The 26,991-nt window shown below is 62.2% G+C and carries 23 protein-coding genes; 7 read left to right on the top strand and 16 right to left on the bottom strand.

Annotated elements, in window-relative coordinates:
* The first annotated feature begins 112 nt into the window (after window positions 1–112).
* Window positions 113–1,654 (top strand): lysine--tRNA ligase, encoded by a 1,542-nt coding sequence (gene lysS / locus FQ705_RS26630; protein ID WP_144146156.1) that lies wholly within the window; start codon window positions 113–115, stop codon window positions 1,652–1,654.
* Window positions 1,655–1,973: 319 nt separating this feature from the next.
* Window positions 1,974–2,705, top strand: a complete 732-nt coding sequence (locus tag FQ705_RS26625) for a glycine zipper 2TM domain-containing protein (RefSeq protein ID WP_144146153.1) — start codon at window positions 1,974–1,976, stop codon at window positions 2,703–2,705.
* A gap of 99 nt (window positions 2,706–2,804) precedes the next feature.
* Here FQ705_RS26625 and iscX read toward each other — a convergent pair whose 3' ends face one another.
* From iscX to FQ705_RS26575, 10 genes are all read right to left on the bottom strand, one after another.
* Window positions 2,805–3,002: a Fe-S cluster assembly protein IscX gene (gene iscX / locus FQ705_RS26620; RefSeq protein ID WP_144146150.1), complete on the bottom strand. Its 198-nt coding sequence runs from the start codon at window positions 3,000–3,002 to the stop codon at window positions 2,805–2,807.
* A 15-nt stretch (window positions 3,003–3,017) separates the two neighbouring features.
* Window positions 3,018–3,359, bottom strand: coding sequence for an ISC system 2Fe-2S type ferredoxin (gene fdx, locus FQ705_RS26615; RefSeq protein WP_144146148.1), 342 nt, complete (start codon window positions 3,357–3,359; stop codon window positions 3,018–3,020).
* A 124-nt stretch (window positions 3,360–3,483) separates the two neighbouring features.
* On the bottom strand, window positions 3,484–5,355 hold the full coding sequence (hscA, locus tag FQ705_RS26610) for a Fe-S protein assembly chaperone HscA (protein WP_144146145.1): 1,872 nt from the start codon (window positions 5,353–5,355) through the stop codon (window positions 3,484–3,486).
* A 120-nt stretch (window positions 5,356–5,475) separates the two neighbouring features.
* Window positions 5,476–6,003 (bottom strand): Fe-S protein assembly co-chaperone HscB, encoded by a 528-nt coding sequence (gene hscB / locus FQ705_RS26605; protein WP_144146675.1) that lies wholly within the window; start codon window positions 6,001–6,003, stop codon window positions 5,476–5,478.
* A gap of 136 nt (window positions 6,004–6,139) precedes the next feature.
* The gene (iscA, locus tag FQ705_RS26600; protein WP_035546490.1) at window positions 6,140–6,463 is read right to left on the bottom strand and encodes an iron-sulfur cluster assembly protein IscA; all 324 of its coding nucleotides are present in this window, start codon (window positions 6,461–6,463) and stop codon (window positions 6,140–6,142) included.
* 172 nt (window positions 6,464–6,635) lie between these two features.
* Window positions 6,636–7,049 carry a Fe-S cluster assembly scaffold IscU gene (iscU, locus tag FQ705_RS26595; RefSeq protein ID WP_028199493.1) on the bottom strand — a complete coding sequence of 138 codons (414 nt, stop codon included), beginning with the start codon at window positions 7,047–7,049 and terminating at the stop codon, window positions 6,636–6,638.
* Window positions 7,050–7,119: 70 nt separating this feature from the next.
* On the bottom strand, window positions 7,120–8,343 hold the full coding sequence (locus tag FQ705_RS26590) for an IscS subfamily cysteine desulfurase (protein WP_144146142.1): 1,224 nt from the start codon (window positions 8,341–8,343) through the stop codon (window positions 7,120–7,122).
* Between the two features lie 80 nt (window positions 8,344–8,423).
* Window positions 8,424–8,954 (bottom strand): Fe-S cluster assembly transcriptional regulator IscR, encoded by a 531-nt coding sequence (iscR, locus tag FQ705_RS26585; protein WP_144146139.1) that lies wholly within the window; start codon window positions 8,952–8,954, stop codon window positions 8,424–8,426.
* A 202-nt stretch (window positions 8,955–9,156) separates the two neighbouring features.
* A complete protein-coding gene (locus tag FQ705_RS26580; protein ID WP_144146136.1) occupies window positions 9,157–9,654 on the bottom strand; it encodes a low molecular weight protein-tyrosine-phosphatase in 498 nt (165 codons plus the stop codon).
* Between the two features lie 194 nt (window positions 9,655–9,848).
* On the bottom strand, window positions 9,849–10,088 hold the full coding sequence (locus FQ705_RS26575; RefSeq protein ID WP_144146134.1) for a hypothetical protein: 240 nt from the start codon (window positions 10,086–10,088) through the stop codon (window positions 9,849–9,851).
* A 277-nt stretch (window positions 10,089–10,365) separates the two neighbouring features.
* Between FQ705_RS26575 and FQ705_RS26570 the strand changes: the two genes are divergently transcribed.
* Window positions 10,366–10,914: a hypothetical protein gene (locus FQ705_RS26570; protein WP_144146132.1), complete on the top strand. Its 549-nt coding sequence runs from the start codon at window positions 10,366–10,368 to the stop codon at window positions 10,912–10,914.
* Window positions 10,915–10,992: 78 nt separating this feature from the next.
* Here the strand turns inward: FQ705_RS26570 and FQ705_RS26565 are convergent, their stop codons facing one another.
* Both FQ705_RS26565 and FQ705_RS26560 read right to left on the bottom strand, forming a co-directional pair.
* Window positions 10,993–12,408, bottom strand: a complete 1,416-nt coding sequence (locus tag FQ705_RS26565) for a lactate utilization protein B (RefSeq protein ID WP_144146130.1) — start codon at window positions 12,406–12,408, stop codon at window positions 10,993–10,995.
* Window positions 12,409–12,507: 99 nt separating this feature from the next.
* Window positions 12,508–13,230 (bottom strand): (Fe-S)-binding protein, encoded by a 723-nt coding sequence (locus tag FQ705_RS26560; RefSeq protein WP_144146128.1) that lies wholly within the window; start codon window positions 13,228–13,230, stop codon window positions 12,508–12,510.
* Between the two features lie 179 nt (window positions 13,231–13,409).
* Between FQ705_RS26560 and FQ705_RS26555 the strand changes: the two genes are divergently transcribed.
* The gene (locus tag FQ705_RS26555) at window positions 13,410–14,216 is read left to right on the top strand and encodes an IclR family transcriptional regulator (RefSeq protein WP_144146126.1); all 807 of its coding nucleotides are present in this window, start codon (window positions 13,410–13,412) and stop codon (window positions 14,214–14,216) included.
* A 115-nt stretch (window positions 14,217–14,331) separates the two neighbouring features.
* Here FQ705_RS26555 and pbpG read toward each other — a convergent pair whose 3' ends face one another.
* Window positions 14,332–15,513: a D-alanyl-D-alanine endopeptidase gene (gene pbpG / locus FQ705_RS26550; protein ID WP_144146124.1), complete on the bottom strand. Its 1,182-nt coding sequence runs from the start codon at window positions 15,511–15,513 to the stop codon at window positions 14,332–14,334.
* A gap of 775 nt (window positions 15,514–16,288) precedes the next feature.
* Here pbpG and FQ705_RS26545 point away from each other — a divergent pair.
* Entirely contained in the window at window positions 16,289–16,858 is a 570-nt protein-coding gene (locus FQ705_RS26545; protein ID WP_144146122.1) for a phasin family protein, read from the top strand.
* 314 nt (window positions 16,859–17,172) lie between these two features.
* On the opposite strand, the gene lpdA is transcribed toward FQ705_RS26545, so the two are convergent.
* The 3 genes from lpdA to aceE form a co-directional block, all read right to left on the bottom strand.
* The gene (gene lpdA / locus FQ705_RS26540) at window positions 17,173–18,978 is read right to left on the bottom strand and encodes a dihydrolipoyl dehydrogenase (protein WP_144146120.1); all 1,806 of its coding nucleotides are present in this window, start codon (window positions 18,976–18,978) and stop codon (window positions 17,173–17,175) included.
* Between the two features lie 101 nt (window positions 18,979–19,079).
* Complete coding sequence (gene aceF / locus FQ705_RS26535) at window positions 19,080–20,741, bottom strand: dihydrolipoyllysine-residue acetyltransferase (protein ID WP_144146118.1); 1,662 nt, start codon at window positions 20,739–20,741, stop codon at window positions 19,080–19,082.
* Between the two features lie 86 nt (window positions 20,742–20,827).
* Complete coding sequence (aceE, locus tag FQ705_RS26530; protein ID WP_144146116.1) at window positions 20,828–23,524, bottom strand: pyruvate dehydrogenase (acetyl-transferring), homodimeric type; 2,697 nt, start codon at window positions 23,522–23,524, stop codon at window positions 20,828–20,830.
* Between the two features lie 274 nt (window positions 23,525–23,798).
* On the opposite strand from aceE, the gene fixL reads away from it, so the two are divergent.
* Both fixL and fixJ read left to right on the top strand, forming a co-directional pair.
* Window positions 23,799–26,315 carry an oxygen sensor histidine kinase FixL gene (gene fixL, locus FQ705_RS26525; protein ID WP_144146114.1) on the top strand — a complete coding sequence of 839 codons (2,517 nt, stop codon included), beginning with the start codon at window positions 23,799–23,801 and terminating at the stop codon, window positions 26,313–26,315.
* Entirely contained in the window at window positions 26,312–26,959 is a 648-nt protein-coding gene (gene fixJ, locus FQ705_RS26520) for an oxygen response regulator transcription factor FixJ (protein WP_144146112.1), read from the top strand. The genes fixL and fixJ overlap by 4 nt, the downstream gene beginning before the upstream one ends.
* Window positions 26,960–26,991: the final 32 nt, after the last annotated feature.

Below are 26,991 nucleotides of genomic sequence, written 5' to 3'. Positions count from 1 at the left end.
GGCGCGCTCTGCCCTGCACTGTCGCGCCGCCTCTTTTTACCGCCTGAGGTTTTACACTGACTGGCCACCCGCACGTGGGTCTTCCCTGCGGGTCACCGAATACCCAATCATCATGACCGAACCGACCCAGCCGAATGCGGCCCAGCCCAATCCGGCGCCCGAGATGGACGAAAACAAGCTCATGACCGAGCGCCGCGAAAAGCTGCGCGAGTTGCGTGAGCACGGCGTCGCCTATCCGAACGATTTCCGCCCTACGCATCACGCCGACGATCTGCAGACGCAATATGCAGAGACCGACAAGGAAACGCTCGAAGCGAATCCGCTCGAAGTCGCGATCGCCGGCCGCATGATGCTCAAGCGCGTAATGGGTAAGGCCAGCTTTGCCACCGTGCGCGACGGTTCGGGTCAGATCCAGTTCTTCATCACGCCTGCCGACATCGGTCAGGAAACGTACGACGCCTTCAAGAAGTGGGACATGGGCGACATCGTCGCGGCGCGCGGCGTGCTGTTCCGTACCAACAAGGGCGAACTCTCGGTGCGTTGTACCGAACTGCGTCTGCTGTCGAAGTCGCTGCGTCCGCTGCCGGACAAGTTCCACGGCCTCGCCGACCAGGAAATGAAGTACCGCCAGCGCTACGTCGACCTGATCGTCACGCCGGAAACGCGCAAGACTTTCGTGGCACGTACCAAAACGATTTCGTCGATCCGCAAGTTCATGTCGGACGCCGACTTCATGGAAGTCGAAACGCCGATGCTGCACCCGATTCCGGGCGGCGCCGCAGCCAAGCCGTTCACCACGCACCACAACGCGCTCGATATGCAGATGTATCTGCGCATCGCGCCGGAACTGTATTTGAAGCGCCTGGTGGTCGGCGGCTTCGAGCGTGTGTTCGAGATCAACCGTAACTTCCGCAATGAGGGCGTGTCCGTGCGCCACAATCCGGAATTCACGATGATCGAGTTCTACGCGGCGTACACCGATTACAAGTGGCTGATGGACTTCGTCGAGCAACTGATCCGTCAGGCCGCGATCGACTCGCTCGGCACCGCGACGATCACCTATCAGGGCCGCGAGCTCGATCTGGCCAAGCCGTTCCATCGCCTCACGATCACGCAGGCGATCCAGAAATACGCGCCGCAATACACCAACGAGCAACTCGCCGACAGCGCCTTCCTGCGCACCGAGCTGAAGAAGTTCGGCGTGGACGCCTCGCAGCCGCAGTTCCTGAACGCCGGTGTGGGCTCGCTGCAACTCGCGCTGTTCGAGGAAACGGCCGAGTCGCAATTGTGGGAGCCGACTTACATCATCGACTACCCGGTCGAAGTGTCGCCGCTCGCACGTGCGTCGGACGCGGCGCCCGGCATCACCGAGCGCTTCGAGCTGTTCATCACCGGCCGTGAAATCGCCAACGGCTTCTCGGAGCTGAACGATCCGGAAGATCAGGCCGCCCGCTTCAGGAAGCAGGTCGACCAGAAAGACGCCGGTGACGAAGAAGCCATGTTCTACGACGCGGACTACATCCGCGCGCTGGAATACGGCATGCCGCCGGCGGGTGGTTGCGGTATCGGCATCGACCGTCTGGTGATGATGCTGACCGACAGCCCGAGCATCCGCGACGTGATTCTGTTCCCGCATCTGCGTCGCGAAGACTGATCGCTGCGTGATTTGCTCGATGAAAAAGCCCGGCTCGCTGCCGGGCTTTTTTCTTGCTGGTTAAAGAGCAAGCGGCTTCTGCGCTGGCTGACGGTTTGTAACCATCGGTAAAAGTTGCGCAAGTGCTGCCGGGCTGCTGCCGGTAAGGTTTGTCGCGTGCACTTAAGAGACACAAGGCGCGCCACGACGCGGCGCGCGCTTGGATGTGCTAGCGTCGCGCAAATTGCCTGCAGTTCGTTACAAATTGAAACCCGGCTTGGCGCGTTTTGCCCGACACTGGGTTTCAACAAAAGTCGACTCTGCTCAGACGGAGGCCAATATGGACAATCCCAACACGCAACCTAGCCAACCACGCCGCATTCACCCACTCGTCGCCACGGCGGCAGGAGCGGTCATCATCGCCAGTCTGGTCGCCACCGCGGCCGTGACGGGCGTGTTCCCGAAGGCGTCGAGCAGCGGCGCGCAAAGCGATCAGACGCAAGCCGCACAGGTGACGACGCAGCCGGGTGGACAGCCCGGCGTGGTCGATTCGGCGGCACCCGCCAGCCCGTCGGCGCAACAGGCGGCACAACAGCAAACCGCTCAGCAGCAAGCGGCTCAACAGCCCGCTCCGCCCACGCCTGCTCCGACTCCTGCGCAGCAGCAACAATATGCCCAGCAACAACAGGCGCAGGCCGCACCGCAATACGCGCAACAGCCTCCGCCTCAAGCGGCGTACTGTTCGACTTGCGGCACGGTGGTCGGTATCTCGGCCGTGCGCCAGGAAGGCCATGGCACGGGTATCGGTGCGGTCGGTGGCGCGGTAGCAGGCGGTCTGGTCGGCAATCAGTTCGGCGGTGGCGGCGGACGCACGGCGATGACGGTGCTCGGCGTGGTCGGCGGCGGGCTCGCGGGTAACTCGGTCGAAAAACATATCCGCAGCACCACCTCGTATTCGGTGCGCGTGCATATGGAAAGCGGCAAGACGCGCTACTTCACGTACCACGAGGCGCCGCCGTTCCAGCAAGGCCAGCGCGTGCGGATCGAGAACGGCACGCTGGTCGCGAGCTAATCAGCCAAACTCGACGTTTGCCGCAGGCGATAAAAAAGGCGATTCCAATGGAATCGCCTTTTTCTTTGCCGGCGCCGCAGCGGCGCCCAGCATTCAAACTCAGTAATCCGCGTCTTCAATCCATGCAGCCTGAATCGCCTCGAGGATCTTTTCGTTCGACCGGTCAGGATCGTCGTCGAATCCTTCCAGTTCGGTGACCCAACGGTGCAAGTCGGTGAAGCGCACCTGTTGCGGATCGATGGCCTGGTGCTTGTCGGTCAGGGCCATCGCGATGTCTTGCGTATCGGTCCACTTCATGGCTGCATCCTCCTGTTAGTGGTTTTCCTTCGCGTGATTGATCGAGTAGCGCGGGATTTCGACAACCAGATCCTGCCCGGCCGGCACCATCGCCTGGCATGACAGACGCGAACTCGGTTCGAGCCCCCACGCTCTGTCCAACAGATCGTCCTCGTCTTCCTCGGACGGCGTCAAGGCGGCGAAACCCTCACGCACGATCACGTGACAGGTCGTGCACGCGCAGGACTTCTCGCAAGCGTGCTCGATTTCGATGCCGTTATCGAGCAGATTGTCGCAGATGCTTTTGCCGGGCACGGCCTCGATCACCGCGCCTTCCGGGCACAGTTCGACGTGGGGCAGGACAACGATTTGAGGCATACATTTTCCGTTTGGGTCTGCGGCACGGCGGCTGCAAACAGGCTCCGTGCCATTTTACTGGCGCCGCGCGGACTTTTTAAGTCCGCGCGGCGCGCTTCGATTCGTTGAAACCGCTGCGCGCGATTCAGATTTCGTCGAGCTTGCGGCCGGCGAGCGCGCGGCGAATGCCCTTATTCATGCGGCGGGCAGCGAATTCGTCGGTGCCTTCGGCAAGCGTTTTGGTCGCCGTTTCGATCGTGTCGACATCGTCGCTTTGCGCGACGTTGCGCAGCGCGGTGAGCAGCGCGTCAAGCTCGGCGCGCTCGCTGTCGTCGAGCAGTTCGGCGTCGGCGGCAAGTGCGGCGTCGGTGGCTTCCACCAGACGGCGCGCTTCTACCTGCGCCTCGCGCAATGCGCGGGCGCGCATGTCGACTTCAGCGGTCGAGAAGCTGTCTTCGAGCATCCTGGCGACGTCGTCGTCGGCGAGACCGTAGGACGGCTTGACCACCACCGACGCTTCCACGCCCGACCCCTGCTCACGTGCGAACACGGACAGCAGGCCGTCGGCGTCCACCTGATAGGTGACGCGAATGCGCGCCGCGCCGGCGGTCATCGGCGGAATGCCGCGCAGCTCGAAACGCGCGAGCGAACGGCAGTCGCTGACGAGCTCACGCTCGCCTTGCACGACGTGAATCGCCATCGCCGTCTGGCCATCCTTGAAGGTGGTGAAATCCTGCGCGCGCGCAACCGGAATCGTCGAGTTACGCGGGATGATCTTCTCGGTCAAGCCACCCATCGTCTCGACGCCGAGCGACAGCGGGATCACGTCGAGCAGCAGCCACTCGTCGCCGTCCGCGCCACGGTTGCCCGCCAGCAGGTCGGCCTGCATCGCCGCGCCGAGCGCGACGACCTGATCCGGATCGAGGTTGATGAGCGGCGGCTGGCCAAAGAACGACTCGACCGCGCGGCGGATCACCGGCATGCGCGTCGCGCCGCCGACCAGCACCACGCCCTTGATTTCCTTCGTCGTCACCCTGGCGTCGCGCAGCGCCTTTTTCGTGGGACCGAGCGTGCGCTGCACCAGCGCCTGCGTAACGGTTTCAAAGGCGCTTTCGTCGATCGTCTGGGCGATCCGGGTGCCGTTCGAGAGCGTCACCGCGAGGTTGGCGATGGGCGTATCCGACAACGCCTCCTTGACCACCCGCACGCTGTCCAGCAGCAGACGGACGTCTTCCGGTGCGAGCGTGTGCGGCGCGATGCCCGCCTGCTCCAGCACGTAGCGGTACAGCGCGTGGTCGAAATCGTCGCCGCCGAGCGCGGAATCGCCGCCGGCTGCGAGCACTTCGAACACACCCTTGGTGAGCTTGAGAATCGACAGATCGAAGGTGCCGCCGCCGAGGTCGTACACCGCGTACAGGCCTTCGGAACCGTTGTCGAGGCCGTAGGCGATCGCGGCCGCAGTCGGTTCGTTCAACAGACGCAGCACGTTCAGGCCCGCCAGACGCGCGGCGTCTTTGGTGGCCTGGCGCTGCGCTTCGTCGAAATAAGCCGGCACCGTAATCACCGCGCCGACCAGTTCGTCGCCGAGCGAATCTTCAGCGCGCTGACGCAGCGTCGCGAGAATTTCCGCCGACACTTCGACCGGGCTTTTTATGCCGTCGACGGTACGGATCTGCACCATGCCGGGCGCGTCGACGAAATCATAGGGCGCGTTTTCGGCGCCTTCCACTTCCGCCTTGCCACGGCCCATAAAACGCTTGACCGAGACGATCGTATTGCGCGGATCGCTCGCGGCTTCGGCCTTGGCCGCGCGGCCGATGCGACGGCCACCCTTTTCCAGGTAGCGCACCACTGACGGCAGCAACGCATGGCCGTCTTCGTCGGGCAACACGTCGGGCACGCCGCTGCGCACGGCGGCGACGAGGGAATTGGTAGTGCCGAGATCGATACCGACCGCCAGGCGCCGCTGGTGGGGCGCCGGCGCCATGCCGGGTTCGGAGATTTGCAGTAGGGCCATCTGGATCTTCTCGGGGCCACGGAGCCCCGTCCTGAATTTTTCGCGTTACTGGATGTGATGCTGCGGCGGCCCGATGCTCGCGCCTCGACGATTCGAGGCTGGAGACACGCCGCCGAACCGCTAATTCTCGAGTCGCTCGATCTGCGTGCCGATTTCCGCCGCGACCCGCTCGATGAACATCAACTGCCGCACGGCTTCACCCGCCGGCTGATTCGCGCCGCTGTCGAGCAGGCCGCCGAGTTTGCTGAAGCGCACGCGCTCTTCGTCGCGCAGTTCGGTGAGCAAGGCGTCGAGCGCGTCGACGTTCTTTGCCGCGGCTGCGTCTTCAATGCCCTCGCGCCATTCCATCTGCTGCATCAGGAAGGCCGGTTCCATCGCTGTATTGTTCTCCGCGCCGACGTCCACGCCGCGCAGCGACAGCAGATAAGTCGCACGTTTCAACGGATCGCGCAGCGTCTGATACGCCTCGTTGGTGCGCGTCGCCCATTGCATCGCGATGCGCTTTTGCGCGTCGCCGGCCGCCGCGAAGCGGTCCGGATGCACTTGCGCCTGCACCGTGCGGTAGGCGTGATCGAGCGCGGCTGCGTCGAGCGCGAATTGCGCCGGCAGATCGAACAGATCGAAGTGGCTATCGTTCAGCGAATTCAGCGAGGCCATCGGATAGAAGGAGTCCGTTCAGGAAAGCGCACCGGAGTGCTGACAAAAAAGCGGCTCGAAAGCGCGGTTGAAACTAAAAAGGCGGCACGCGCCGCCTTTGGTCCGCTGCACGCGGAATGCTCCGGATTTACACCCGGAACGATTCGCCGCAACCGCATTCGTCCTTCACGTTCGGGTTGTTGAACTTGAAGCCTTCGTTCAACCCTTCGCGGGCAAAGTCGAGTTCGGTGCCGTCGATATAGGCGAGGCTCTTCGGGTCGACAATGATCTTCACGCCGTTGCAATCGAACACTTCGTCTTCGGGCGCGAGTTCGTCCACGTACTCGAGCTTGTAGGCCAAGCCGGAGCAACCGGTGGTGCGCACGCCCACGCGCAAGCCGACGCCTTTACCGCGACGGATCAGATACTTCTGGACGTGCTGTGCTGCCTTTTCGGTCAACGTAATTGCCATAGCGTTTCTCATTGCGCGGTGCGCGCGGCTTGCTGCCTGCCCGAACACCACTACCCTGCCTGCATCAAATATCGCTCATGCCGGACGACGTCTTCATGCTGCCGCCGCCCGCTGCCGATTTACTTAACTGCGACCTGGATCGCAGTATTTCAAGCCGCGTTGCAACGTCGCTTCAAGCGTGTTGCTTGTCGCCTTCGACGACCGCTTCACCGTGACGCTGCTTGTAGTCGGCGACCGCTGCCTTGATCGCGTCTTCCGCGAGGATCGAGCAGTGGATCTTCACCGGCGGCAGTGCCAGTTCTTCGGCGATCTGCGTGTTCTTGATCGACATGGCCTGATCGAGCGTCTTGCCCTTCACCCATTCGGTGACGAGCGAACTCGAGGCGATTGCCGAGCCGCAGCCATACGTCTTGAATTTCGCGTCTTCGATGATGCCGTCCGCGCCCACGCGAATCTGCAACTTCATCACGTCGCCGCAAGCCGGCGCGCCGACCATGCCGGTGCCGACTGCATCGTCGTCCTTGGCAAACGAACCGACGTTGCGCGGGTTTTCGTAGTGGTCCAGAACCTTGTCGCTATAAGCCATGATTACACTCCTTGATCCGTTTCAACCTGCAATTTGCAATTCGATAATTCGACGTGTTCCCAGCCGCGCGTCAGTGCGCTGCCCACTGGATAGTCGAAATATCGATCCCGTCCTTGTGCATTTCCCACAGCGGCGACAAGTCGCGCAGCTTCGAAATCTTGGTCTTCAGCAGGTTGATCACGTAGTCGACATCCTGCTCGGTCGTGAAGCGGCCCACCGTAAAGCGAATCGAGCTATGCGCGAGTTCGTCGTTGCGACCCAGCGCGCGCAGCACGTACGACGGTTCCAGCGAAGCCGACGTACAGGCCGAACCCGACGACACCGCCACGTCCTTCACGGCCATGATCAGCGATTCGCCTTCGACGAAGTTGAAGCTGATGTTCAGGTTGTGCGGCACACGCTTTTCCATGTCGCCGTTCACGTACGTTTCTTCCATCTCCGACAGACCGGCCAGCAGACGGTCGCGCAGCATGCGGATGCGCTCGTTTTCCGTCGCCATTTCTTCACGCGCGATGCGGAACGCTTCGCCCATGCCGACGATCTGGTGCGTAGCCAGTGTGCCCGAACGCATACCGCGCTCGTGACCGCCGCCGTGCATCTGCGCTTCGATGCGGATACGCGGCTTGCGGCGCACGTACAGCGCGCCGATGCCCTTCGGGCCGTAGGTCTTGTGCGCCGAGAACGACATCAGGTCGACCTTCAGCTTTTGCAGATCGATCTCGATCTTGCCCGTGGCTTGTGCTGCGTCGACGTGGAAAACGATGCCCTTTTCGCGGGTGATCTCGCCGATCGCCTCGATGTCCTGCACCACGCCGATTTCATTGTTCACCGACATCACCGACACCAGAATCGTGTCCGGGCGGATCGCGGCCTTGAACTTGTCGAGATCGATCAGGCCGTCGTCCTTGACGTCCAGATACGTGACTTCGAAGCCTTCGCGCTCCAGCTCGCGGCAGGTGTCGAGCACGGCCTTGTGCTCGGTCTTTACCGTGATGATGTGCTTGCCCTTGCTCTTGTAGAAGTGCGCGGCGCCCTTGATGGCCAGGTTGTCCGACTCCGTTGCACCCGAGGTCCAGATGATTTCGCGCGGATCGGCATTCACCAGCTTCGCGACGTTCTCACGCGCTTCTTCGACCGCGCGCTCCGCGTCCCAGCCATACGAGTGGCTGCGCGAGGCGGGATTGCCGAACTGCTCGCGCAGATACGGAATCATCTTGTCCACCACGCGCGGATCGATCGGCGTCGTCGCGCTGTAGTCCATGTAGATGGGCAGATGGAGAGAATCGTTGTTCATCAGTTGCTCCGGGGACGTCGTATGCTCTGGCTTTTTGGGTTCTTGATCTGGCTGCGGTGCTTTGTTCCCGATTACCGCGCCTAGGAACCGGCCATGTTGAAAACGGAATTGGGCCCTTTTGGCGCCGCGCGAACCGGCTCGACCGCCGGCGCCTCGTTGCGCCTGTCGCGCAACACCGCCGGCGCACCTTCGCGCGAACGCTGCTGATCGACCAGATCCTTGAGCGACACCGAATCCAGGTACTCGACCATTTTCTGATTCAGCGTGGACCACAGCTCGTGCGTCATGCAGTGGCCGTCGTGTTGTTTGGTGCCCTCGCACGAGCCCTTGCCGCCGCACTGGGTGGCGTCGAGCGGCTCGTCGACCGCGATGATGATGTCGGCCACGGTCACGTCTTCGGCGCGGCGGGCCAGATTGTAGCCGCCGCCCGGTCCGCGCACGGACTCGACGATTTCATGACGACGCAGCTTGCCAAACAGCTGCTCAAGGTAGGACAGGGAGATATGTTGGCGCTGGCTGATACCCGCAAGCGTCACCGGGCCCTGCTCCTGGCGCAGTGCCAGGTCAATCATCGCCGTGACGGCGAAACGGCCTTTCGTGGTGAGTCTCATATGGTGTGGGAACCGCAATTCTCGACAAGTTTGGTCAAGTATAAATACATGAGCGATTTAGTCAAGTATCCCTACCGCGATTTGGGTCATTTGCTTAATTGCTGGATACGGGCCGGCGCGCTCACGTCGGGCCTGGCTTGCCGGCTCATGACCGGCTATGCCGATTGGTCAGCCGCGAGCCAAATTCGCGGCTAACGGGCAACTAGGCCAGCAATTGGGGACGCAAAGCTGCGATCAGACCTCGGCAAGCCGCTTCGCACTGATCGAGCACCCGCTCGAAGCCTTCCGCGCCACCGAAGTACGGATCGACGACTTCACGGACGCTGTCCCAGCGGCCGTCGGCCTCCGGCAGGAATTCCATTAGCAGGCGAATCTTGTCGCGCTGCGCCGGCGGGCAAACCTCGCGGAGCGCCGCGACGTTTTTGTCGTCCATCGCGATCAGCAGATCGAAACGCTCGAAGTCTCCCGCAGCGATCTGCCGACCGCGCAACGGCGCCAGATCGTAACCTCGGCGACCGGCTGCGTGCCGCGCCCGGTCGTCCGGCGGCTCGCCGACATGCCAGTTACCCGTGCCGGCGGAATCGACCAGAATCCGCTCCGCCAGTTTCGCCTCGCCGACGAGATGCCGCATCACGCCTTCCGCAGTCGGCGAACGGCAGATGTTCCCGAGGCAGACGAAACAGATGGACACGGTTTTCATCAGAGATTTCTCGCGCCATCAGCGACCAGAATGGCCCTGCGACGACGGTTGGTAAAAGGTGCCGCGATTATACAAAGGCGGGAAAATTCTCGCCGAGACCCGCTCGGGCGCTGGGGCCGCCGTTTGCACACTCCGACGGCGAGGCCGCTAATCAGAGATGCAGCATCGATCCGCCGCTCAGATCAGCGATTCGCTTACGAAGCCTCCGCGCCCGGCATCGCCGTTACAGCGCGCATCGGCTTGGCCGGCAAAGTGGAGGCGTCGTCGATCATGCCGTACGAGACAGCACGCGCGAGCTCAGCAGTAAGTTGATCGGCTGCAAGCGGCGCCTGCGAAGCACGCGAAGCGGCGCTGCCGCCGATGTGGAGGTAAGCTGCCGCAGCAAGCGGCACAACAATGGCAAAGGGCCAGTACACCGATATTGTCTTTTTCATGATGTCATTCTTCCGATTAGGGGCGCATGAGCTTGTGACCCACTATGCCCAGTCGAAAGTCTATAGAAATTGACAATCGGGAAAAACCCACCCATTTGAGATACAGCGTTGCTTCAAATGGAACAGTGCGGCCGCGGGCTTGCGCGGCGTGCGCGATTGAGTGCCCACGCACACTGATGGCACGAAAAAGAAATCCTTACAAAGACATACAAAGCTTGCGTGACGGTTAGCCATAATAGCGGTCTTACAACCGTAAACACTCGCACCGGTCCTTCGAATGAATCGCTTTTCACGACTCGCCGCCCTCGCCGCAGCCGCACTGCTCGCTGGATGCGCGGTCTATCCCGACGGCACGCCGATGGTCGGCGGCGGCTACAGCGGCTATGACGGCAACGATGGCTACGCCACCGGCGTGCCGGTCGTACCGCAAACCAATGTGTATATGGGCTACAGCAACTATTCCGGGCCGGGCTACAACGGCGGACCCGGACGCTACTACGGGCCCGGCCCGGGGTATCGCGGGTATCCGGACCGCAGCCGCCAGGACGATGGTAACCACGGTAACAATGGCAATCACGGCGGCAACGGCGGTGGGCACGGTCAACCGAACGGTGGCCCTGGTGGCCCGCCGCCCCAGGGCGCGGCGGGCGGACCGCGCGGTCCCGGCGGCTCGAACGGACCGCGTCCCGGCGCGGGCGGACCGCCGCCTCAGCAGCAGCAGCAACAACAGGCGGGCAATGGCGGTGGTCGCGGCAACGGCAATGGAGGCGCGGTCGTCGGGAGAGGAGCCCCCGGCCGCCAGCCTGGGCAGATGAGCGACCACTGAGCGGCCGCCATCCTTGCTGACTATTCGCGGCATGTTCAGTCGAACATGCCGCCAACGCGCCGCCCAACGCGCGCCGGCTTAGCCTAGATGGCTGCGCTGTGCGGCGTACAACTCCCTGAATGTACGCCCGACCGGCGCCGGCAAGTCCCGCGTGTTGGTCCAGCCCGCGCCGGCCATCGGCAGCTTCGCAATCGAGCGATTGCGACCGCCCATACGCTCCAGAACGCGGACAGCGAGTTTCGTGAAAAGCGCATAAGCATCCGGATGCAGCGCCAGAAAGCCCCAGACAGCCAGCCCTGCCCGCTCCTTCCACGGACGCAGGCGCCGCTCGACCTGTTTCTCGCGCAGCTTGCGCAACAGATCGGATAACGGAATACCCACCGGACATACGCTATTGCACTCGCCGCAAAGGGTCGCGGCTTGCGGCAAATCCAGCGCCTTGTCGATACCGACGTAACTCGGCGTCAACACCGAGCCCATCGGTCCCGGATAGACCCAGCCGTACGCATGACCGCCCACTTTCTGATAAACCGGGCAATGGTTCATGCACGCGCCGCAGCGGATACACCTGAGCATCTCCTGGAAGTCGCCGCCGATCAGCCCGGTGCGCCCGCCGTCCACCAGCACCACGTACATATGCTCGGGACCGTCCTGGTCGCCCTCGCCGCGCGGCCCGGTCAGCACGGAAAAATAGTTGGACGTGCTCTGCCCGGTTGCCGAACGCGGCAGAAGCCGCATCGCGGTCGCCAGATCTTCCAGCGTCGGCAACACTTTTTCAATTCCGGTGACAGCGACGTGCACACGCGGCATCACCGTGCACATGCCTTCGTTACCCTCGTTGGTGACCAGCACGACCGAGCCCGTTTCAGCGACGATGAAGTTGCCGCCCGTCACGCCCATATCGGCGCTCATGAAATGCGGACGCAGCATCTCGCGTGCTTCGCGGGTCATGTCGGTGATTTCGGTCAGGCGCGGCCGGTTGTGGGTCCTGGCGAACAGGTCCGCGATCTCGTCCTTATCTTTATGGACGACCGGCGCGATGATGTGACTCGGCGGCTCGTTGTCGTTGATCTGCAGGATGTATTCGCCCAGATCGGTTTCGATCGACTGCACGCCCATCTGACCGAGCACTTCGTTCAGACGCATTTCCTCGGTGACCATCGACTTGGTCTTGATCACCTTCTTCACATCGTGCCGCCACGCGATCTCGCCGACGAGGCGCGCCGCCTCCTGGGTCGACTCCGCGAACAGCACGGTCACGCCGCGCCGGGTCGCTTCGCGCTCGAACGTTTCGAGCCACACGTCCAGATTCTCCAGCGCGCGATTGCGGCGCTCTTTCAGCGCGTCGCGGGTGGCGGGAAAATCGATCGCGGTCATGGCCGAGGCGCGCGCCGAGACGAACTTGGTCGATAGCTTGGTGAGATTCTGCTGCAGACGCTGGTCAGCAAGCTTCTGACCGGCGCGCGCCTTGAATTGCATCGAGTGGACTTGCATGGCGGCCTTATGCGTATTCAACGGCGGATTCAAACGAGGCGCGCAGAACGGCTGCGCGCATTGAGCTGAAGCAGCGCCGAACGGCGCGCGACCGACGCGCTACACGTCGCCTGCCAGCACCTGCGCGATGTGCAGCACCCGCGTTGTGGTATCGCCGGTGCGTCGCAAACGGCCCTCGATATTCAGCATGCAGCCGAGGTCGCCCAGCACCACGGTGTCCGCGCCGCTCGCGCCGATATTCGCGCATTTTTCGTCGACAATTGCCGTGGAGATATCGCCGTACTTGATCGCGAACGTTCCGCCAAAACCGCAGCAGTGCTCGCAATCCTTCATTTCCGTCACGGCGACGCCGACTTGCGCGAGCAATGCGCGCGGCTGCGCCTTGACGCCCAGTTCGCGCAAACCGGAACACGAGTCGTGGTAAGTGACCTGCCCTGCGAACTCGCCCGGCTGCAACTGCACCTTGGCCACGTTGACGAGGAAATCGGTCAGCTCGAACACCTTGGGACGCAGCCGGCCGAAGCGGTTCATCAGTTCGGGGTCGTCGGCGAAGAGGTCGCCGTAGTGAGAGCGGATCATGCCGCCGCACGAACCCGACGGCACCACGACGTAGTCGAACTGCTCGAACTCGCGCAGGGTTTTCTCGGCCAGATCGCGCGCCATGCGCCGCTCGCCCGAGTTGTAGGCGGGCTGGCCGCAACAGGTTTGCGCGGGTGGCACCATCACCTCGAAACCGGCGCCTTCGATCAGCTTGATGACCGAAAAACCGATCTCGGGACGCATCAGGTCGACCAGGCAGGTGACGAACAATCCGACTCGCATGAGCCCTCCTTCGGGAAAACGTCCCTGATTATCCGCTGTTTGCCGCACAATACCAACGGCCAGAAGCCATAAGACGAATGACCCGTCAAATTGGAATAGGCGTTCCACCCGCTTCCGTTTTTTTCACAATACGAGATACAATCAATTTCCGCTGTCTGACGCGTCAACCGATTCTTCCCATGAGCGACACGAACCCGGATCCCAAAACTTCGATCCAGGTGATCGAACGCATGATGCGCCTGCTCGATGCACTCGCAGCGCATAGCGACCCGGTCAGCCTGAAGGAACTCGCCATTCGCACGGAGCTGCATCCGTCCACGGCGCACCGCATCCTGAACGATATGGTGATGTGCCGGCTGGTCGACCGCTCGGACCCCGGCACGTACCGTCTCGGCATGCGCCTGCTCGAATTGGGCAATCTGGTCAAGGCACGCCTGTCGGTGCGCGACGCCGCGCTCACGCCGATGCGCGAACTGCATCGTCAAACGGGGCAAACGGTCAATCTGTCGGTGCGACAAGGCGACGAAATCGTCTATATCGAGCGCGCGTATTCGGAGCGCTCGGGCATGCAGGTGGTTCGGGCGATCGGTGGCCGGGCGCCCTTGCATCTGACCTCGGTGGGCAAACTCTTCCTCGCCGCCGATGAATCCACCCGTGTGCGCGCCTACGCGACCCGAACCGGCCTGTCGGGCCATACGCAGAACAGCATCACGGATCTGACCAAGCTGGAGCGTGAGTTGTCGCATGTGCGCCAGCAAGCCTGCGCGCGCGATAACGAAGAGCTTGAACTCGGCGTGCGCTGCATCGCAGCCGGCATCTACGACGACACCGGCAAGCTGGTCGCCGGCCTGTCGCTGTCGGCGCCGGCGGACCGATTGCAGGATTCATGGCTCGGCCAGGTCAGCCAGACTGCGCTGCTGATTTCCGAATCGCTGGGCTATCGCCCGCAACCCACGCAAGACCATTCGCATAGTCATCACGCTTAAGACCGTCGCGCGTTAAACGTGGGTCACGCAATAGAAAAAAGCCTCGCGGATGCGAGGCTTTTTCTTTGGAGCGGCCGGGGCTACAGGACTGCAGACCGGCCGTTCAGGTGACGCGTCAGGTACCCGCGCCGCCCGCGTCCGCGCTGGTGATACGCGGCTGGTCGCCGCCGTTATCCAGCCACGTGCGCAAACGCGTGGCGTCCGCGAAACGCGAGTACTTACCCGACGAGTCGAGCAGCACCATGATCATCGGACGGCCATGAATGGTCGCCTGCATCACGAGACACTCGCCCGCTTCGTTGATGAAACCAGTCTTTTGCAGACCGATGTCCCACGTGGGGTTACGCACCAGCGCATTCGTGCTGTTGTAAGCCAGCGTGCGCTTACCCGTGTAGACCTCGTAGCTGTGGTCGGTCGAGAACTTGCGAATGAGCGGGTACTGATACGCCGCGTTGACCATCTTCACGAGGTCACGCGCGCTCGACACGTTCTGGCTCGTCAAACCCGTGGGGTTTTCAAAGTGCGTGTCGGTCATGCCGAGTTGCTTGGCCTTCGCGTTCATCGCGGCGAGGAACGCCGGACGGCCGCCCGGGAAGTAGCGCGACAGCGCGGCGGCGGCACGGTTTTCCGAGGCCATCAGCGCGATGTGCAGCATGTCTTCACGCGAGAGCACCGAGCCCACCGACAGGCGCGAGCCGGTGTTTTTCTCGTAGTCGCGGTCTTCGTCGGTGACTTCGATCTGGTCGGTCATCGCTTCTTTCGAATCGAGCACCACCATCGAGGTCATCAGCTTGGTGATCGAAGCGATCGGCACCACGGCGCGCGAGTTCTTGTCGAACAGCGATTCGCCGGAATTCTGATCGATCACGTAGGCCACGCTGGAGCGCAGCATCAGTGCGTCCGGCGTTTCGTGCAGGCCGAACGCCTGACCGACGGTCGGCTGACGCGGCTCGTAGGCGACGCGGCGCACCACCGAACGGTGACGGCCATTGGACGTATAAGTCACGCGCTTGCGCTTGACGTTCGCACGTGGCGCGTCGTCGTCAGCGGCTGCCGTTTTGGCCGTCGCGCCCTTACCTGCCTTGGATACCTTGGCGGGAGAGGCGACCGGCTTTTTGGCGGCTTTGGAGGCTTTGGCGTGTCTGGAAGTTTTTGCGGGTGCGTCGGGCGTAGCGGCAAAAGCGCTGACGGGCGTAGCGAACGCCGCTGCGATGACCATGGAGGCGGCCACCGACAGAGCGGTGCTGCGGGCCGCGCCGTGGATCACTTTTAGCGACGAAAACATGTCGGTTTTCATGGGTGTTCGGTAGGGAGCGGCGAGAGGTTTCCGCAAGTGTAGTAAAACAACGAAAAATTAGCAATATTAAGCACTTATACGCGCTCCTTAAACCGGCTTGTAAGCTCCGATCGCAAAAACACGAATAAGTGCCGCGCATCGATCGAAAAAAACGATCGACGGCGCGCTTCGCCTCGCCGCTGCCGCCAACCGTCGGAATCGAGGTGATTCTTCCAGCATAACGGCAATTTCGAGACAACCTTGATCGGGGGAAATACGGTCGAGCACGGACAGGTGTCAAATCGCCCGGCTACAGGGCGTTGGCGGCGATTCATGCCGAGGCTGTTAAACGCCTGCTGGAATCCGTCAACGCGCATTCGACCGACATAGGCCATTAACGTTCCGTGACACTTTCCGGTTTACATCGAAAATGCATTTGAGCGGATTTTGCCAGACATCGGAACACTCACGCACGATTGCTCCTCACGTTTTAGCCCGGAGAAACGCCTCCAAAATGGGCAGATCGTGTCACTTGATGCGCACCAGCATAGTGCGGCAGTCAATTCGACCGATGTCATTCGCATGTCATGCTTACCGCATAAGGCATTGTTTTATCAGCAATTTCTTAATATTGTGCGATGCACAAATAGCACTTGACAATCGTTGTGGCCATCCTAAAATGGGAACCATTGCTGCGATGCACAAAACATCGCGGTCCGGAGGAGACGATCCAACCTGTCTCGCCACCAACCCAATGCGGTCCGCACAGACAGACCGCAATCCAGGAGCGTAAACCATGACTCTGCTGACCCCTGAGCAATTCGCTGCAGCCCAGAAAGCCAACTTTGAAACGCTGTTCGGCCTGACGACCAAAGCATTCGAAGGCGTCGAAAAGCTGGTTGAGCTGAACCTGCAAGTCGTGAAGTCGACGCTCGCGGAAAGCCAGGAAAATGCACAACGCGCGCTGTCGGTGAAAGACGCGCAAGAATTGCTAGCCCTGCAAGCGAGCCTCGCGCAGCCGGTGGCCGAGAAGGCGCTGTCGTATGGCCGTCACGTGTACGAAATCGTTTCGGCAACGCAAGGCGAATTCACCCGCGTCGCTGAAGCCCAGTTCGAAGAGCAAAACCGCAAGGTGCAGTCGCTCGTCGAAAACGTTGCAAAGAACGCACCGGCCGGCTCGGAAACCGCTGTCGCCGTGATGAAGTCGGCGATCACCGCTGCCAACACCACGTACGAAACTGTCCACAAGGCAACCAAGCAAGCTGTCGAAATCGCTGAAAGCAACTTCAATGCAGCGGCATCGGCCGCGTCGAAGGCAGCTTCGCAAGCCGCTGCTCAAGCTTCGCGCTCGGCCAAGAAGGTCTAAGTTTCAGGCATTACCGCAGGTAGCACAGCGGTCATCACTCGCGCCGGCACAGCTCACTCGCTGTGCCGGCGTTATCGCAAGCAACAGCGTCGTGCCGTTGCCGCTCACACGGTTTCAATGGGCCGAACGCTCCGATACGTTGAACAGCGTATCGTTTGCCCGGCGTACAGGCCGGGATTTTTTTTACCCGACCCGATACCGCTGACCGCTGCACTACCCTGCTGCCGAATAGAAAAACGGCGCGCCCCGCAAAGGGCGCGCCGTTTTTTTTGGGCTTCACCGAACCCGCCTGCATGCAGACGGGCCGAGTCGCATTACTTCTTTTTCTGCGGCGGCAAGTCCGTGCAGACGCCTTCGTACAACTCGGCGGCCATGCCCACCGATTCGCCGAGCGTCGGATGCGGGTGAATCGTTTTACCGATATCCGTTGCATCCGCACCCATCTCGATCGCGAGACAGACTTCGCTGATCAGGTCGCCCGCATTCAGACCGACGATCCCGCCGCCGATCACGCGATGCGTCTCTTCGTCGAACAGCAGCTTCGTGAAGCCTTCGTCGCGGCCATTGGCGATCGCGCGGCCCGATGCAGCCCACGGAAACACCGCTTTGCCGTACTTGATGCCGGCGGCCTTCAACTGGTCTTCGGTCTTGCCGGCCCACGCCACTTCCGGATCGGTGTAAGCCACCGACGGAATCTGCAGCGCGTCGAAGTACGCCTTCTCGCCATGCGCCACTTCCGCCGCGACGTGACCTTCGTGCACGGCCTTGTGCGCGAGCATCGGCTGACCGACGATGTCGCCGATCGCGAAGATGTTCGGCACGTTGGTGCGCATCTGCTTGTCGACGTCGATGAAGCCGCGATCCGTCACGGCGACACCGGCCTTGTCCGCGCCGATCTTCTTGCCGTTCGGCGTACGGCCGACAGCCACCAGCACGAGGTCATAGCGCTGCGCTTCGGCCGGGGCTTTTTCGCCGTCGAACGACACGTAGATGCCGTCGTCTTTCGCTTCGGCGCCGGTCGTTTTGGTCTTCAGCATGACGTTGGCAAAACGCTTGCTGTTGTACTTCTCCCAGACCTTGACCAGATCGCGGTCCGCGCCGGCCATCAGGCCGTCGAGCATTTCGACCACGTCGATCTTCGCGCCGAGCGTGGCATACACCGTGGCCATTTCCAGCCCGATGATGCCGCCGCCGATCACCAGCATGCGCTGCGGAATCTGGCGCAGTTCGAGCGCGCCGGTCGAATCGACCACCCGCGGATCTTCCGGAATGAACGGCAGCTTCACCGCTTCCGAGCCCGCGGCGATGATCGCCTGCTTGAACTTCACGACCTTCTTGCCACCTTCGGTCTGCACTTCCATGTGGTTCGGATCGACGAACGCGCCGTTACCCGTGACCACTTCGACCTTGCGCATCTTGGCCATGCCGGCAAGACCGCCGGTGAGCTTCTTGACGACGCCCGACTTGAAATCGCGCAGCTTGTCGAGATCGATCTGCGGCTTGGCGAACGTGATGCCGTGTGCGCCGAGCGCTTCGGCTTCGTCGATCACCAGCGCCGTGTGCAACAGCGCCTTCGACGGAATACAGCCCACATTCAGGCAGACGCCGCCGAGCGTGGCATACCGCTCGACCAGTACCGTCTTCATACCCAGATCGGCCGAACGGAAGGCGGCCGAATAGCCGCCGGGGCCCGAACCGAGCACGAGCATGTCGCACTCGATATCCGCCGTGCCGGAAAAACTGCCGGCTTGCGGCGCGGGCGCTGCAGCTTTGGCGGGCGCCGCCGCTTGCGCTGCCTGCGGTTTTGTAGCCGCTTGAGCTGGCGCTTTCTCAGGTTCCGTGGCGGCAGCCTTCGGCGCGTCTTTGGCCGGCGCTGCCTGCGCCGAGGTTTCGACGAGCGCGATGACCGTGCCTTGCGAAACCTTGTCGCCTGCCTTGACGCGCACTTCCTTGACGGTGCCGGCGGTATCGCTCGGCACTTCGATGGAGGCCTTATCGGACTCGAGCGTCATCAGCGCCTGTTCGCTCTCGATGACGTCGCCCGGTTTGATATTGACTTCGATGACGTCGACGTCCTTGAAGTCGCCGATGTCCGGCACTTTTACTTCGACGAGACTCATAGTGTCCCCTTCTCGTATTGATCGGTGATGAGGTTCGAGCGGATACAGCGACGCGGATAACGTCAGGTCATCCGCGTCCGCTGCAAAACCTCACGAACCGATCAAAGAATCACACGCCGGAAATCGGCAAGAAGCGCCCCAAGATACGCATTGAAGCGCGCAGCTTCAGCCCCGTCGACCACACGATGGTCATACGACAGCGACAGCGGCAGCATCAGGCGAGGCACGAACTGCTTGCCATCCCACACCGGCTTCATTGCGCCACGCGAGAGACCCAGAATGGCGACTTCAGGCGCATTGATAATCGGCGTGAAGTTGGTGCCGCCGATCCCGCCCAGCGACGAAATCGAGAAGCAACCACCCTGCATCTGATCCGGCTTCAACTTGCCGTCGCGCGCAGCCTTCGACAGATCGGTCATTTCCCTGGCGATCTCGACCAGACCCTTCTTGTCCGCGTCGCGAATCACCGGAACCACCAGACCGTTCGGCGTATCGGCAGCAAACCCCACGTGGAAATACTGCTTGAACACGAGGTTGTCGCCGTCCAGGCTCGCATTGAACGTCGGGAATTTCTTCAAGGCCGAGACGACCGCCTTGATGACGAACGCCAGCATCGTGATCTTCACGCCGGCCTTTTCGTTTTCCTTGTTCAACTGCACGCGCAGCGCTTCGAGTTCGGTGATGTCCGCTTCGTCGTTATTCGTGACGTGCGGGATCATGACCCAGTTGCGATGCAGATTCGCGCCCGAAATCTTCTTGATGCGCGACAACGGCTTCGGATCGACCGGACCGAACTTCGTGAAGTCGATCTTCGGCCACGGCAGCAGATTCAGCTCGCCGCCACCGCCGCCCGCCGGAGCCCCTGCCGGCGCAGCACGCTGACCGGTCATGACGCCCTTGATGAAGCCGGTCACGTCAGCTTGCGTAATGCGGCCCTTCGGACCCGAACCCTGCACTTGCGCGACATCTACGCCGAGTTCGCGGGCGAACTTGCGCACCGACGGCGACGCATGGCTCGCATGACGCGCGCCACCTTCGCCAGCCGGAATCGACGGCGCCTGAGCGAGTGCGGACGGTTGAGCCGGTGCCGGCGACGGCGTGGCCGGCGCATCCGACGGCTTTTCAGCCGCGGCCTTCGGTGCCGCTGCCGGAGCCGGTGCAGCAGCCGCGCCGCCTTCGGCTTCCAGCACCACGATCACCGAACCTTCCGACACGTTGTCACCGACCTTGACCTTCACTTCCTTGACGACGCCGGCGGCCGAGCTCGGCACGTCCATGGTCGCCTTGTCCGATTCGAGCGTCACCAGCGACTGCTCTTTCTCGACGCGATCGCCGACCTTCACCGAGACTTCGATCACGGGAATGTCTTTGTAGTCGCCGATATCCGGCACCTTGACGTCCTGCAGTCCACCACCGCCGGCAGCCGCAGCCGGCGCGGGCGCCGGAGCAGCCGCGGGAGCCGCAGTCGGTGCCGGTGCCGGTGCAGCGGCAGGCGCCGGAGCGGGCGCAGCCGCGCCGCCTTCGGCGCTTTCCAGCACGACGATCAACACGCCTTCCGACACGTTGTCACCGACCTTGACCTTCACTTCCTTGACGACGCCGGCGGCCGAGCTCGGCACGTCCATGGTCGCCTTGTCGGATTCCAGCGTAACGAGCGATTGCTCTTTCTCGACGGTGTCACCCGCCTTCACCAGCACCTCGATCACAGGAATATCCTTGTAATCGCCGATGTCCGGCACCTTGACTTCGATCGCTTGACTCATTGTTAGTGTCTCCTGGGCCGCGCACGCCGCCCGCCCCCGTCGATCAGGGGCAGGCGCGCACGCCGTGGCACACGGGGAATGATGCCTTAGACGGTCATCGGGTTGGGTTTGGCGGGATCAAGGTTGTACTTCTTGAGCGCCTCGGCGACGACCTTGCGTTCGATCGTGCCTTCGTCTGCCAGAGCATTCAACGCGGCAACCGCGACCCAGTAGCGGTCGACTTCGAAGAAGTGGCGCAGCTTTTCACGCGTGTCCGAACGGCCATAGCCGTCCGTGCCCAGCACGACGAATTTCTGCGGCACGAACGCGCGGATCTGTTCGGTCAGCGCGCGCACGTAGTCGGTCGAGGCGATGACCGGACCTTGTGCGTCCTTCAACAGCTTCTCGACGTGCGAGACTTTCTTCTCTTCGTTCGGGTGCAGCAGGTTGTAGCGCTGAACTTCGTGGCCTTCGCGCGCGAGTTCCGTGAAGCTCGGTACGCTCCACAGGTCAGCGGCGACGCCCCAGTCGTTCTTCAGCAGTTCGGCGGCGGCGATCACTTCGTTGAAGATCGTGCCCGCGCCCATCAGCTGAACGCGCGGTGCCTTCGCATCGGCCTCGGCCTTCCTGAACGCATACATACCCTTGATGATGTCGGCAGCTACGGCCTCACCCTGCGGAATCGCCGGGTGCTCGTAGTTTTCGTTCATCACCGTGATGTAGTAGTACACGTCTTCCTGATCCGCGACCATGCGGCGCAGACCATCCTGCACGATCACCGCGAGTTCGTAACCGAACGTCGGGTCATAGCTGATGCAGTTCGGCACCGAAGCGGCCCACAGCAGCGAGTGGCCGTCTTCGTGTTGCAGACCTTCGCCGTTCAGCGTCGTGCGCCCAGCCGTGCCGCCCAGCAGGAAGCCGCGCGAACGCATGTCGCCCGCCGCCCAGCACAGGTCGCCGATACGCTGGAAGCCGAACATCGAGTAGAAGATGTAGAACGGGATCATCGTCTCGCCGTGCGTCGAGTACGACGTCGCGGCGGCGATCCAGTCGGCCATACCGCCGGCTTCGTTGATGCCTTCCTGCAGGATCTGACCGGTTTCCGACTCACGATAGAACATCAGTTGGTCGGAATCTTCCGGCACGTACTTCTGGCCGTCCTGATTCCAGATACCGATCTGACGGAACAGGCCTTCCATACCGAAGGTACGCGACTCGTCCGGCACGATCGGCACGATACGTTTGCCGAGCGCCTTGTCCTTCAGCAGGATGTTCAGGATCCGCACGAACGCCATCGTCGTGGAGATCTCGCGGCCTTCGCCCGTGCCCTTGAGCAGCGGCTCGAATGCCGTCAGTTCCGGCACCGGCAGCGACTCGGCCTTCTGGCGACGCGCCGGCAGATAACCGCCGAGGTCCTGACGCCGGGCGCGCATGTACTCGAGTTCCTTCGAACCTTCTTCGAACTTGAGGTACGGCACGTTGACGAGGTCTTCGTCGGTGATCGGCAGACGGAACTGGTCGCGGAATTTCTTCAGGTGATCGACGTGCAGCTTCTTCTGCTGGTGGGTGATGTTCATCGCCTGACCGGCTTCGCCCATCCCGTAGCCCTTGATCGTCTTCGCGAGAATGACGGTCGGCTGACCTTGCGAATTCGACGCTTCGGTGAACGCTGCGTAGATCTTGTGCGGATCGTGGCCGCCGCGGTTCAGGTTCCAGATGTCCTCGTCCGACCATTCGGCGACCAGCGCCTTCAGTTCAGGCGTGTTGAAGAAGTGTTCGCGCACATACGCGCCCGACTCCGACTTGTACGTCTGGTATTCGCCGTCGACGACATCCATCATGCGGCGCATCAATGCGCCCGACTTGTCGCGTTGGAACAGCGCATCCCAGCGGCTGCCCCAGACGACCTTGATGACGTTCCAGCCGGCGCCACGGAATTCGCTTTCGAGTTCCTGGATGATCTTGCCGTTACCGCGCACCGGGCCATCCAGGCGCTGCAGGTTACAGTTGATCACGAACACCAGATTGTCCAGACGTTCGCGGCCGGCCATGCCGATCGCGCCGAGCGATTCCGGTTCGTCCGTTTCGCCGTCGCCGAGGAAAGCCCAGACCTTGCGGCCCGTGGTCTTCGCGATACCGCGCGCATGCATGTACTTCATGAAGCGCGCCTGGTAGATCGCCATGATCGGGCCGAGGCCCATCGAGACGGTCGGGAATTGCCAGAAGTCCGGCATCAGCCACGGGTGCGGGTAGGACGAGATGCCCTCGCCGCCCACTTCCTGACGGAAGTTGTCGAGCTGGTTTTCGGTCAGACGGCCGAGCAGGAACGCGCGCGAGTACACACCCGGCGACGAATGGCCCTGCACGAAAATCAGGTCGCCGCCATGTTCGGGCGACGGTGCATGCCAGAAGTGGTTGTAGCCGACGTCATACAGCGTGGCAGCCGACGCGAACGACGCGATGTGGCCGCCGACGTTGGTGTCCTTGCCGGCGCGCAGCACCATGGCAATGGCGTTCCAGCGCGTGTACGAGCGGATACGGTGTTCGATGTCCTGGTCGCCGGGGATCTTGGCCTGACGCGCGACCGGAATCGTGTTGATGTACGGGGTGTTGGCGGAGAACGGCAGATGTTCGCCATGCACGCGGGCGAATTCGATCTGTTTCTCGATCAGATAGTGAGCGCGATCGGGGCCCACAGCAGAAATCACGCCATCCAGCGCTTCCAGCCATTCGCCGGTTTCCTGGGGATCGTCGTCTTTTTCAGCGGCGACATATTTCATGACTTCGTCGGGTACAGCGGACATGCTCGTCTCCTGAATATAGAGGAACGCTCTTTGAACAGACGCGCGGACGAGGCACGACCGCGGCAGCTTCGGCCGATTGTAAAAGGGGTCCCGACGTCCGCGCAACAAAATTTTCGAATTGCGAGATCACTTCTCATAATGCGGAAAATTGCTGCGGCGCAACCTGATTTGACTGCCGTTCGACGGATACGTCGGCTAGTTTGCGCCGATTAATGGCACTTTCAGCGCTTTTTTGCGCCATTTGCTAGCGACCTGCTGCGCTACAATGCCACGCATGTTGACCGAACGGCTTTTCGCTCGATCGGCGCGCACCGCTGGTTCGCCGGCGGATTCGACGCCGTCCTCCCGCTGGCACCATGGACCATGGTGGTCGAATTCCTATTTGCTCACGCCGCTGCTGTCGATCCTGGTGTTTCTGGTCGTCATGAGCCTGATTCTGTGGAGTCTGAACCGGCGCGAACAGCAACAGCAGGAAGACACCCTTTACCGTAACGTCGCGTGGGCGCAGCAGCAGATCCGCCTGTCCATGACCGGCGCGCAGGAACAGATTCAGGCGCTCGCTCGCGATCTGGTGGCCGGCCACGCCGATCCGCATTCGTTCCAGGTGTCCACCACGGACATCATGCAGGGGCATCCCGAGATCCTCTACATGAACTGGTACACGAGCCAGCAGCAGCCGCGCTGGCCCAGTACCGCGTTGCCGGTGTTCGGCCAGAGACTCGCCAAGCCGAATGACGCGCAGATGGACGAAGCGGTCAAAGCCGCCTTCAACGAGGCGCGCAACACGCGCCGCCAGGTGTACTCCCCGCTCATTTACGACGACCTCGGCAACGGCTACATCACGCTGCAAACGCCGGTGTATCGCGACCGTGACTTCCTTGGCACGATCGCCGCCGTGTTCTCGGTGGAAGGCATCCTGAAGCACGACATTCCGCCCGAGTTGTCGGCGAAATACAAAATTTCGATCATCGACGTGAACAACCGCGAGTTGACCACCACGTCGACCCGCCCGCGCCTGCCGCGCGACATGTTCTACGATCTGCCGCTCGACCCGCCGGGCCAGGGCGTCTCGGTGCGCGTGTACGCGTTCCCGCAGATGACCAACTTCACCAACAACACGCTCGTGTGGCTGGTGGCCGGTCTCTCGTGCTTCGTGCTGTGGAGTCTGTGGAGCCTGTGGAAACACACGCGGCAACGTTTCGAAGCGCAGCAGGCGCTGTACGCCGAAGCGTTCTTCCGCCGCGCGATGGAAAACTCCGTGCTGATCGGCATGCGCGTGCTCGACATGCACGGCCGCATCACTCACGTCAATCCCGCTTTTTGCCGCATGACTGGCTGGGACGAAAGCGATCTGGTCGGCAAGAATGCGCCGTTCGCCTACTGGCCGCGCGACGCCTACCCTGAAATGCAGCGCCAGCTCGACATGACGCTGCGCGGCAAAGCGCCCTCGTCGGGTTTCGAATTGCGGGTGCGCCGCAAGGACGGCTCGACCTTCCACGCGCGCCTTTACGTGTCGCCGCTGATCGACAGCTCGGGTCGCCAGACCGGCTGGATGTCGTCGATGACCGACATCACCGAACCGAAACGCGCGCGCGAAGAACTCGCCGCCGCGCACGAGCGCTTCACCACGGTGCTCGAAAGCCTCGATGCCGCCGTGTCCGTGCTGGCCGCCGACGAAGCCGAACTGCTGTTCGCCAACCGCTACTACCGGCATCTCTTCGGCATCCGCCCGGACGGCCATCTGGAATTGGCGGGCGGCGGGTTCGATAGCGCACAGGCGTCGTCCGATTCGATCGATATGGTGGATACCTACGCGGGCTTGCCCGCCGCCGCGCTGACCGAAAGCACGGCCGATGCGCAGGAAATCTACGTGCAAAGCATCCAGAAATGGTTCGAAGTGCGCCGCCAGTACATTCAGTGGGTGGACGGCCACCTCGCGCAGATGCAGATCGCGACCGACATCACCACTCGCAAGCAGGCGCAGGAACTGTCACGCCAGCAGGACGAAAAGCTGCAGTTCACCAGCCGTCTGATGACGATGGGCGAAATGGCTTCGTCGCTCGCGCACGAACTGAATCAGCCGCTCGCCGCCATCAATAACTATTGCTCCGGAACGGTTGCGCTGGTTAAATCCGGTCGGACTACGCCTGACAATCTGCTGCCGGTGCTCGAAAAAACCGCTCAGCAGGCCGTGCGGGCAGGCATGATCATCAAGCGCATTCGCGAGTTCGTGAAACGCAGCGAGCCGAAACGGCAGGCTACGCGCGTCGCCGATATCGTCGCGGACGCGGTGGGTCTCGCCGAAATCGAAGTGCGCAAGCGCCGGATTCGTATCGTCACCGATCTGCGCTCGCGTTTGCCGGTGATCTACGTCGACCCGGTGCTGATCGAGCAGGTGCTGGTCAACCTGCTGAAGAACGGCGCCGAAGCGATGGCCGAAGCCCGGCCGAACGCGGTCGATCCGGTGATCCGCGTGGTCGTGAGGCTGGAAAGCGGCTTTGTCTGCATCAGCGTCGTCGACCAGGGACCGGGGGTCGACGAAGCGACCGCCGAGCGTCTGTTCGAACCGTTTTACAGCACCAAGTCCGATGGTATGGGCATGGGGCTGAACATTTGCCGTTCGATTATCGAATCGCACCGCGGCCGTCTGTGGGTGGTCAACAACGTCGAGTCAGACGGCCACATCACAGGCGCCACGTTCCATTGCAGTCTGCCTATTGGAGAGCCTGACGGCCCGAGCAACGGCGGGTCAGAGGCGCCGACACCACAAACCGTTACGGGAGAGCTATGAACAGCCCAGTCACCACACAGGAAACAGTCTTTGTCGTCGACGACGACGAGGCCGTGCGAGATTCGCTGCGCTGGCTGCTGGAGGCGAACGGCTACCGCGTGCAATGCTTCTCCAGCGCCGAGCAGTTCATCGACGCATGGCAGCCGCATACGCATCCGGGCCAGATCGCGTGTCTGATCCTCGACGTGCGGATGTCCGGCATGAGCGGACTCGAGTTGCAGGAACGCCTGATCGCCGATAACTCGGTGCTGCCGATCATCTTCGTGACGGGTCACGGCGACGTGCCGATGGCCGTGTCGACGATGAAAAAAGGCGCGATGGACTTCATCGAAAAGCCGTTCGACGAAGCCGAACTGCGCAGACTGGTCGAGCGCATGCTCGACAAGGCGCGTAGCGAAAGCACCAGCGTGCAGCAACAGCGCGCCGCCGCCGAGCGTCTGGGCAAGCTGACCGCGCGCGAGCACCAGGTGCTGGAGCGCATCATCGCCGGCCGCCTGAACAAGCAGATCGCCGACGACCTCGGCATCAGCATCAAGACGGTCGAAGCGCACCGCGCGAACATCATGGAAAAGCTCAACGTCAACACGGTCGCCGATCTGCTGCGACTGGCGCTGTCGAACAAGCCGCAACAACCGGCTCAATAAGTCGCAGGGCGGCGCTCGCCGCCCCGTGCCGT

Source organism: Paraburkholderia sp. BCC1884 (genome assembly GCF_900996225.1).
GTDB lineage: Bacteria > Pseudomonadota > Gammaproteobacteria > Burkholderiales > Burkholderiaceae > Paraburkholderia.
The sequence above is the reverse complement of the archived record's forward strand: the minus strand, read 5'-3'. Positions and strand labels throughout refer to the sequence as shown.

Bases quoted from the DNA above. Each gene is read 5' to 3' on its own strand.
- iscR (WP_144146139.1), bottom strand. From the start codon at position 8,954: ATGAGACTCACCACGAAAGGCCGTTTCGCCGTCACGGCGATGATTGAC.
- lpdA (WP_144146120.1), bottom strand. From the start codon at position 18,978: ATGAGTCTCGTCGAAGTAAAAGTGCCGGACATCGGCGACTTCAAGGAC.
- FQ705_RS26575 (WP_144146134.1), bottom strand. From the start codon at position 10,088: ATGAAAAAGACAATATCGGTGTACTGGCCCTTTGCCATTGTTGTGCCG.
- FQ705_RS26580 (WP_144146136.1), bottom strand. From the start codon at position 9,654: ATGAAAACCGTGTCCATCTGTTTCGTCTGCCTCGGGAACATCTGCCGT.
- iscU (WP_028199493.1), bottom strand. From the start codon at position 7,049: ATGGCTTATAGCGACAAGGTTCTGGACCACTACGAAAACCCGCGCAAC.
- FQ705_RS26545 (WP_144146122.1), top strand. From the start codon at position 16,289: ATGACTCTGCTGACCCCTGAGCAATTCGCTGCAGCCCAGAAAGCCAAC.
- fixJ (WP_144146112.1), top strand. From the start codon at position 26,312: ATGAACAGCCCAGTCACCACACAGGAAACAGTCTTTGTCGTCGACGAC.
- aceF (WP_144146118.1), bottom strand. From the start codon at position 20,741: ATGAGTCAAGCGATCGAAGTCAAGGTGCCGGACATCGGCGATTACAAG.
- lysS (WP_144146156.1), top strand. From the start codon at position 113: ATGACCGAACCGACCCAGCCGAATGCGGCCCAGCCCAATCCGGCGCCC.
- FQ705_RS26565 (WP_144146130.1), bottom strand. From the start codon at position 12,408: ATGCAAGTCCACTCGATGCAATTCAAGGCGCGCGCCGGTCAGAAGCTT.
- iscX (WP_144146150.1), bottom strand. From the start codon at position 3,002: ATGAAGTGGACCGATACGCAAGACATCGCGATGGCCCTGACCGACAAG.
- pbpG (WP_144146124.1), bottom strand. From the start codon at position 15,513: ATGAAAACCGACATGTTTTCGTCGCTAAAAGTGATCCACGGCGCGGCC.
- FQ705_RS26625 (WP_144146153.1), top strand. From the start codon at position 1,974: ATGGACAATCCCAACACGCAACCTAGCCAACCACGCCGCATTCACCCA.
- aceE (WP_144146116.1), bottom strand. From the start codon at position 23,524: ATGTCCGCTGTACCCGACGAAGTCATGAAATATGTCGCCGCTGAAAAA.
- iscA (WP_035546490.1), bottom strand. From the start codon at position 6,463: ATGGCAATTACGTTGACCGAAAAGGCAGCACAGCACGTCCAGAAGTAT.
- FQ705_RS26560 (WP_144146128.1), bottom strand. From the start codon at position 13,230: ATGCGAGTCGGATTGTTCGTCACCTGCCTGGTCGACCTGATGCGTCCC.
- fixL (WP_144146114.1), top strand. From the start codon at position 23,799: ATGTTGACCGAACGGCTTTTCGCTCGATCGGCGCGCACCGCTGGTTCG.
- FQ705_RS26555 (WP_144146126.1), top strand. From the start codon at position 13,410: ATGAGCGACACGAACCCGGATCCCAAAACTTCGATCCAGGTGATCGAA.
- fdx (WP_144146148.1), bottom strand. From the start codon at position 3,359: ATGCCTCAAATCGTTGTCCTGCCCCACGTCGAACTGTGCCCGGAAGGC.
- FQ705_RS26590 (WP_144146142.1), bottom strand. From the start codon at position 8,343: ATGAACAACGATTCTCTCCATCTGCCCATCTACATGGACTACAGCGCG.
- FQ705_RS26570 (WP_144146132.1), top strand. From the start codon at position 10,366: ATGAATCGCTTTTCACGACTCGCCGCCCTCGCCGCAGCCGCACTGCTC.
- hscA (WP_144146145.1), bottom strand. From the start codon at position 5,355: ATGGCCCTACTGCAAATCTCCGAACCCGGCATGGCGCCGGCGCCCCAC.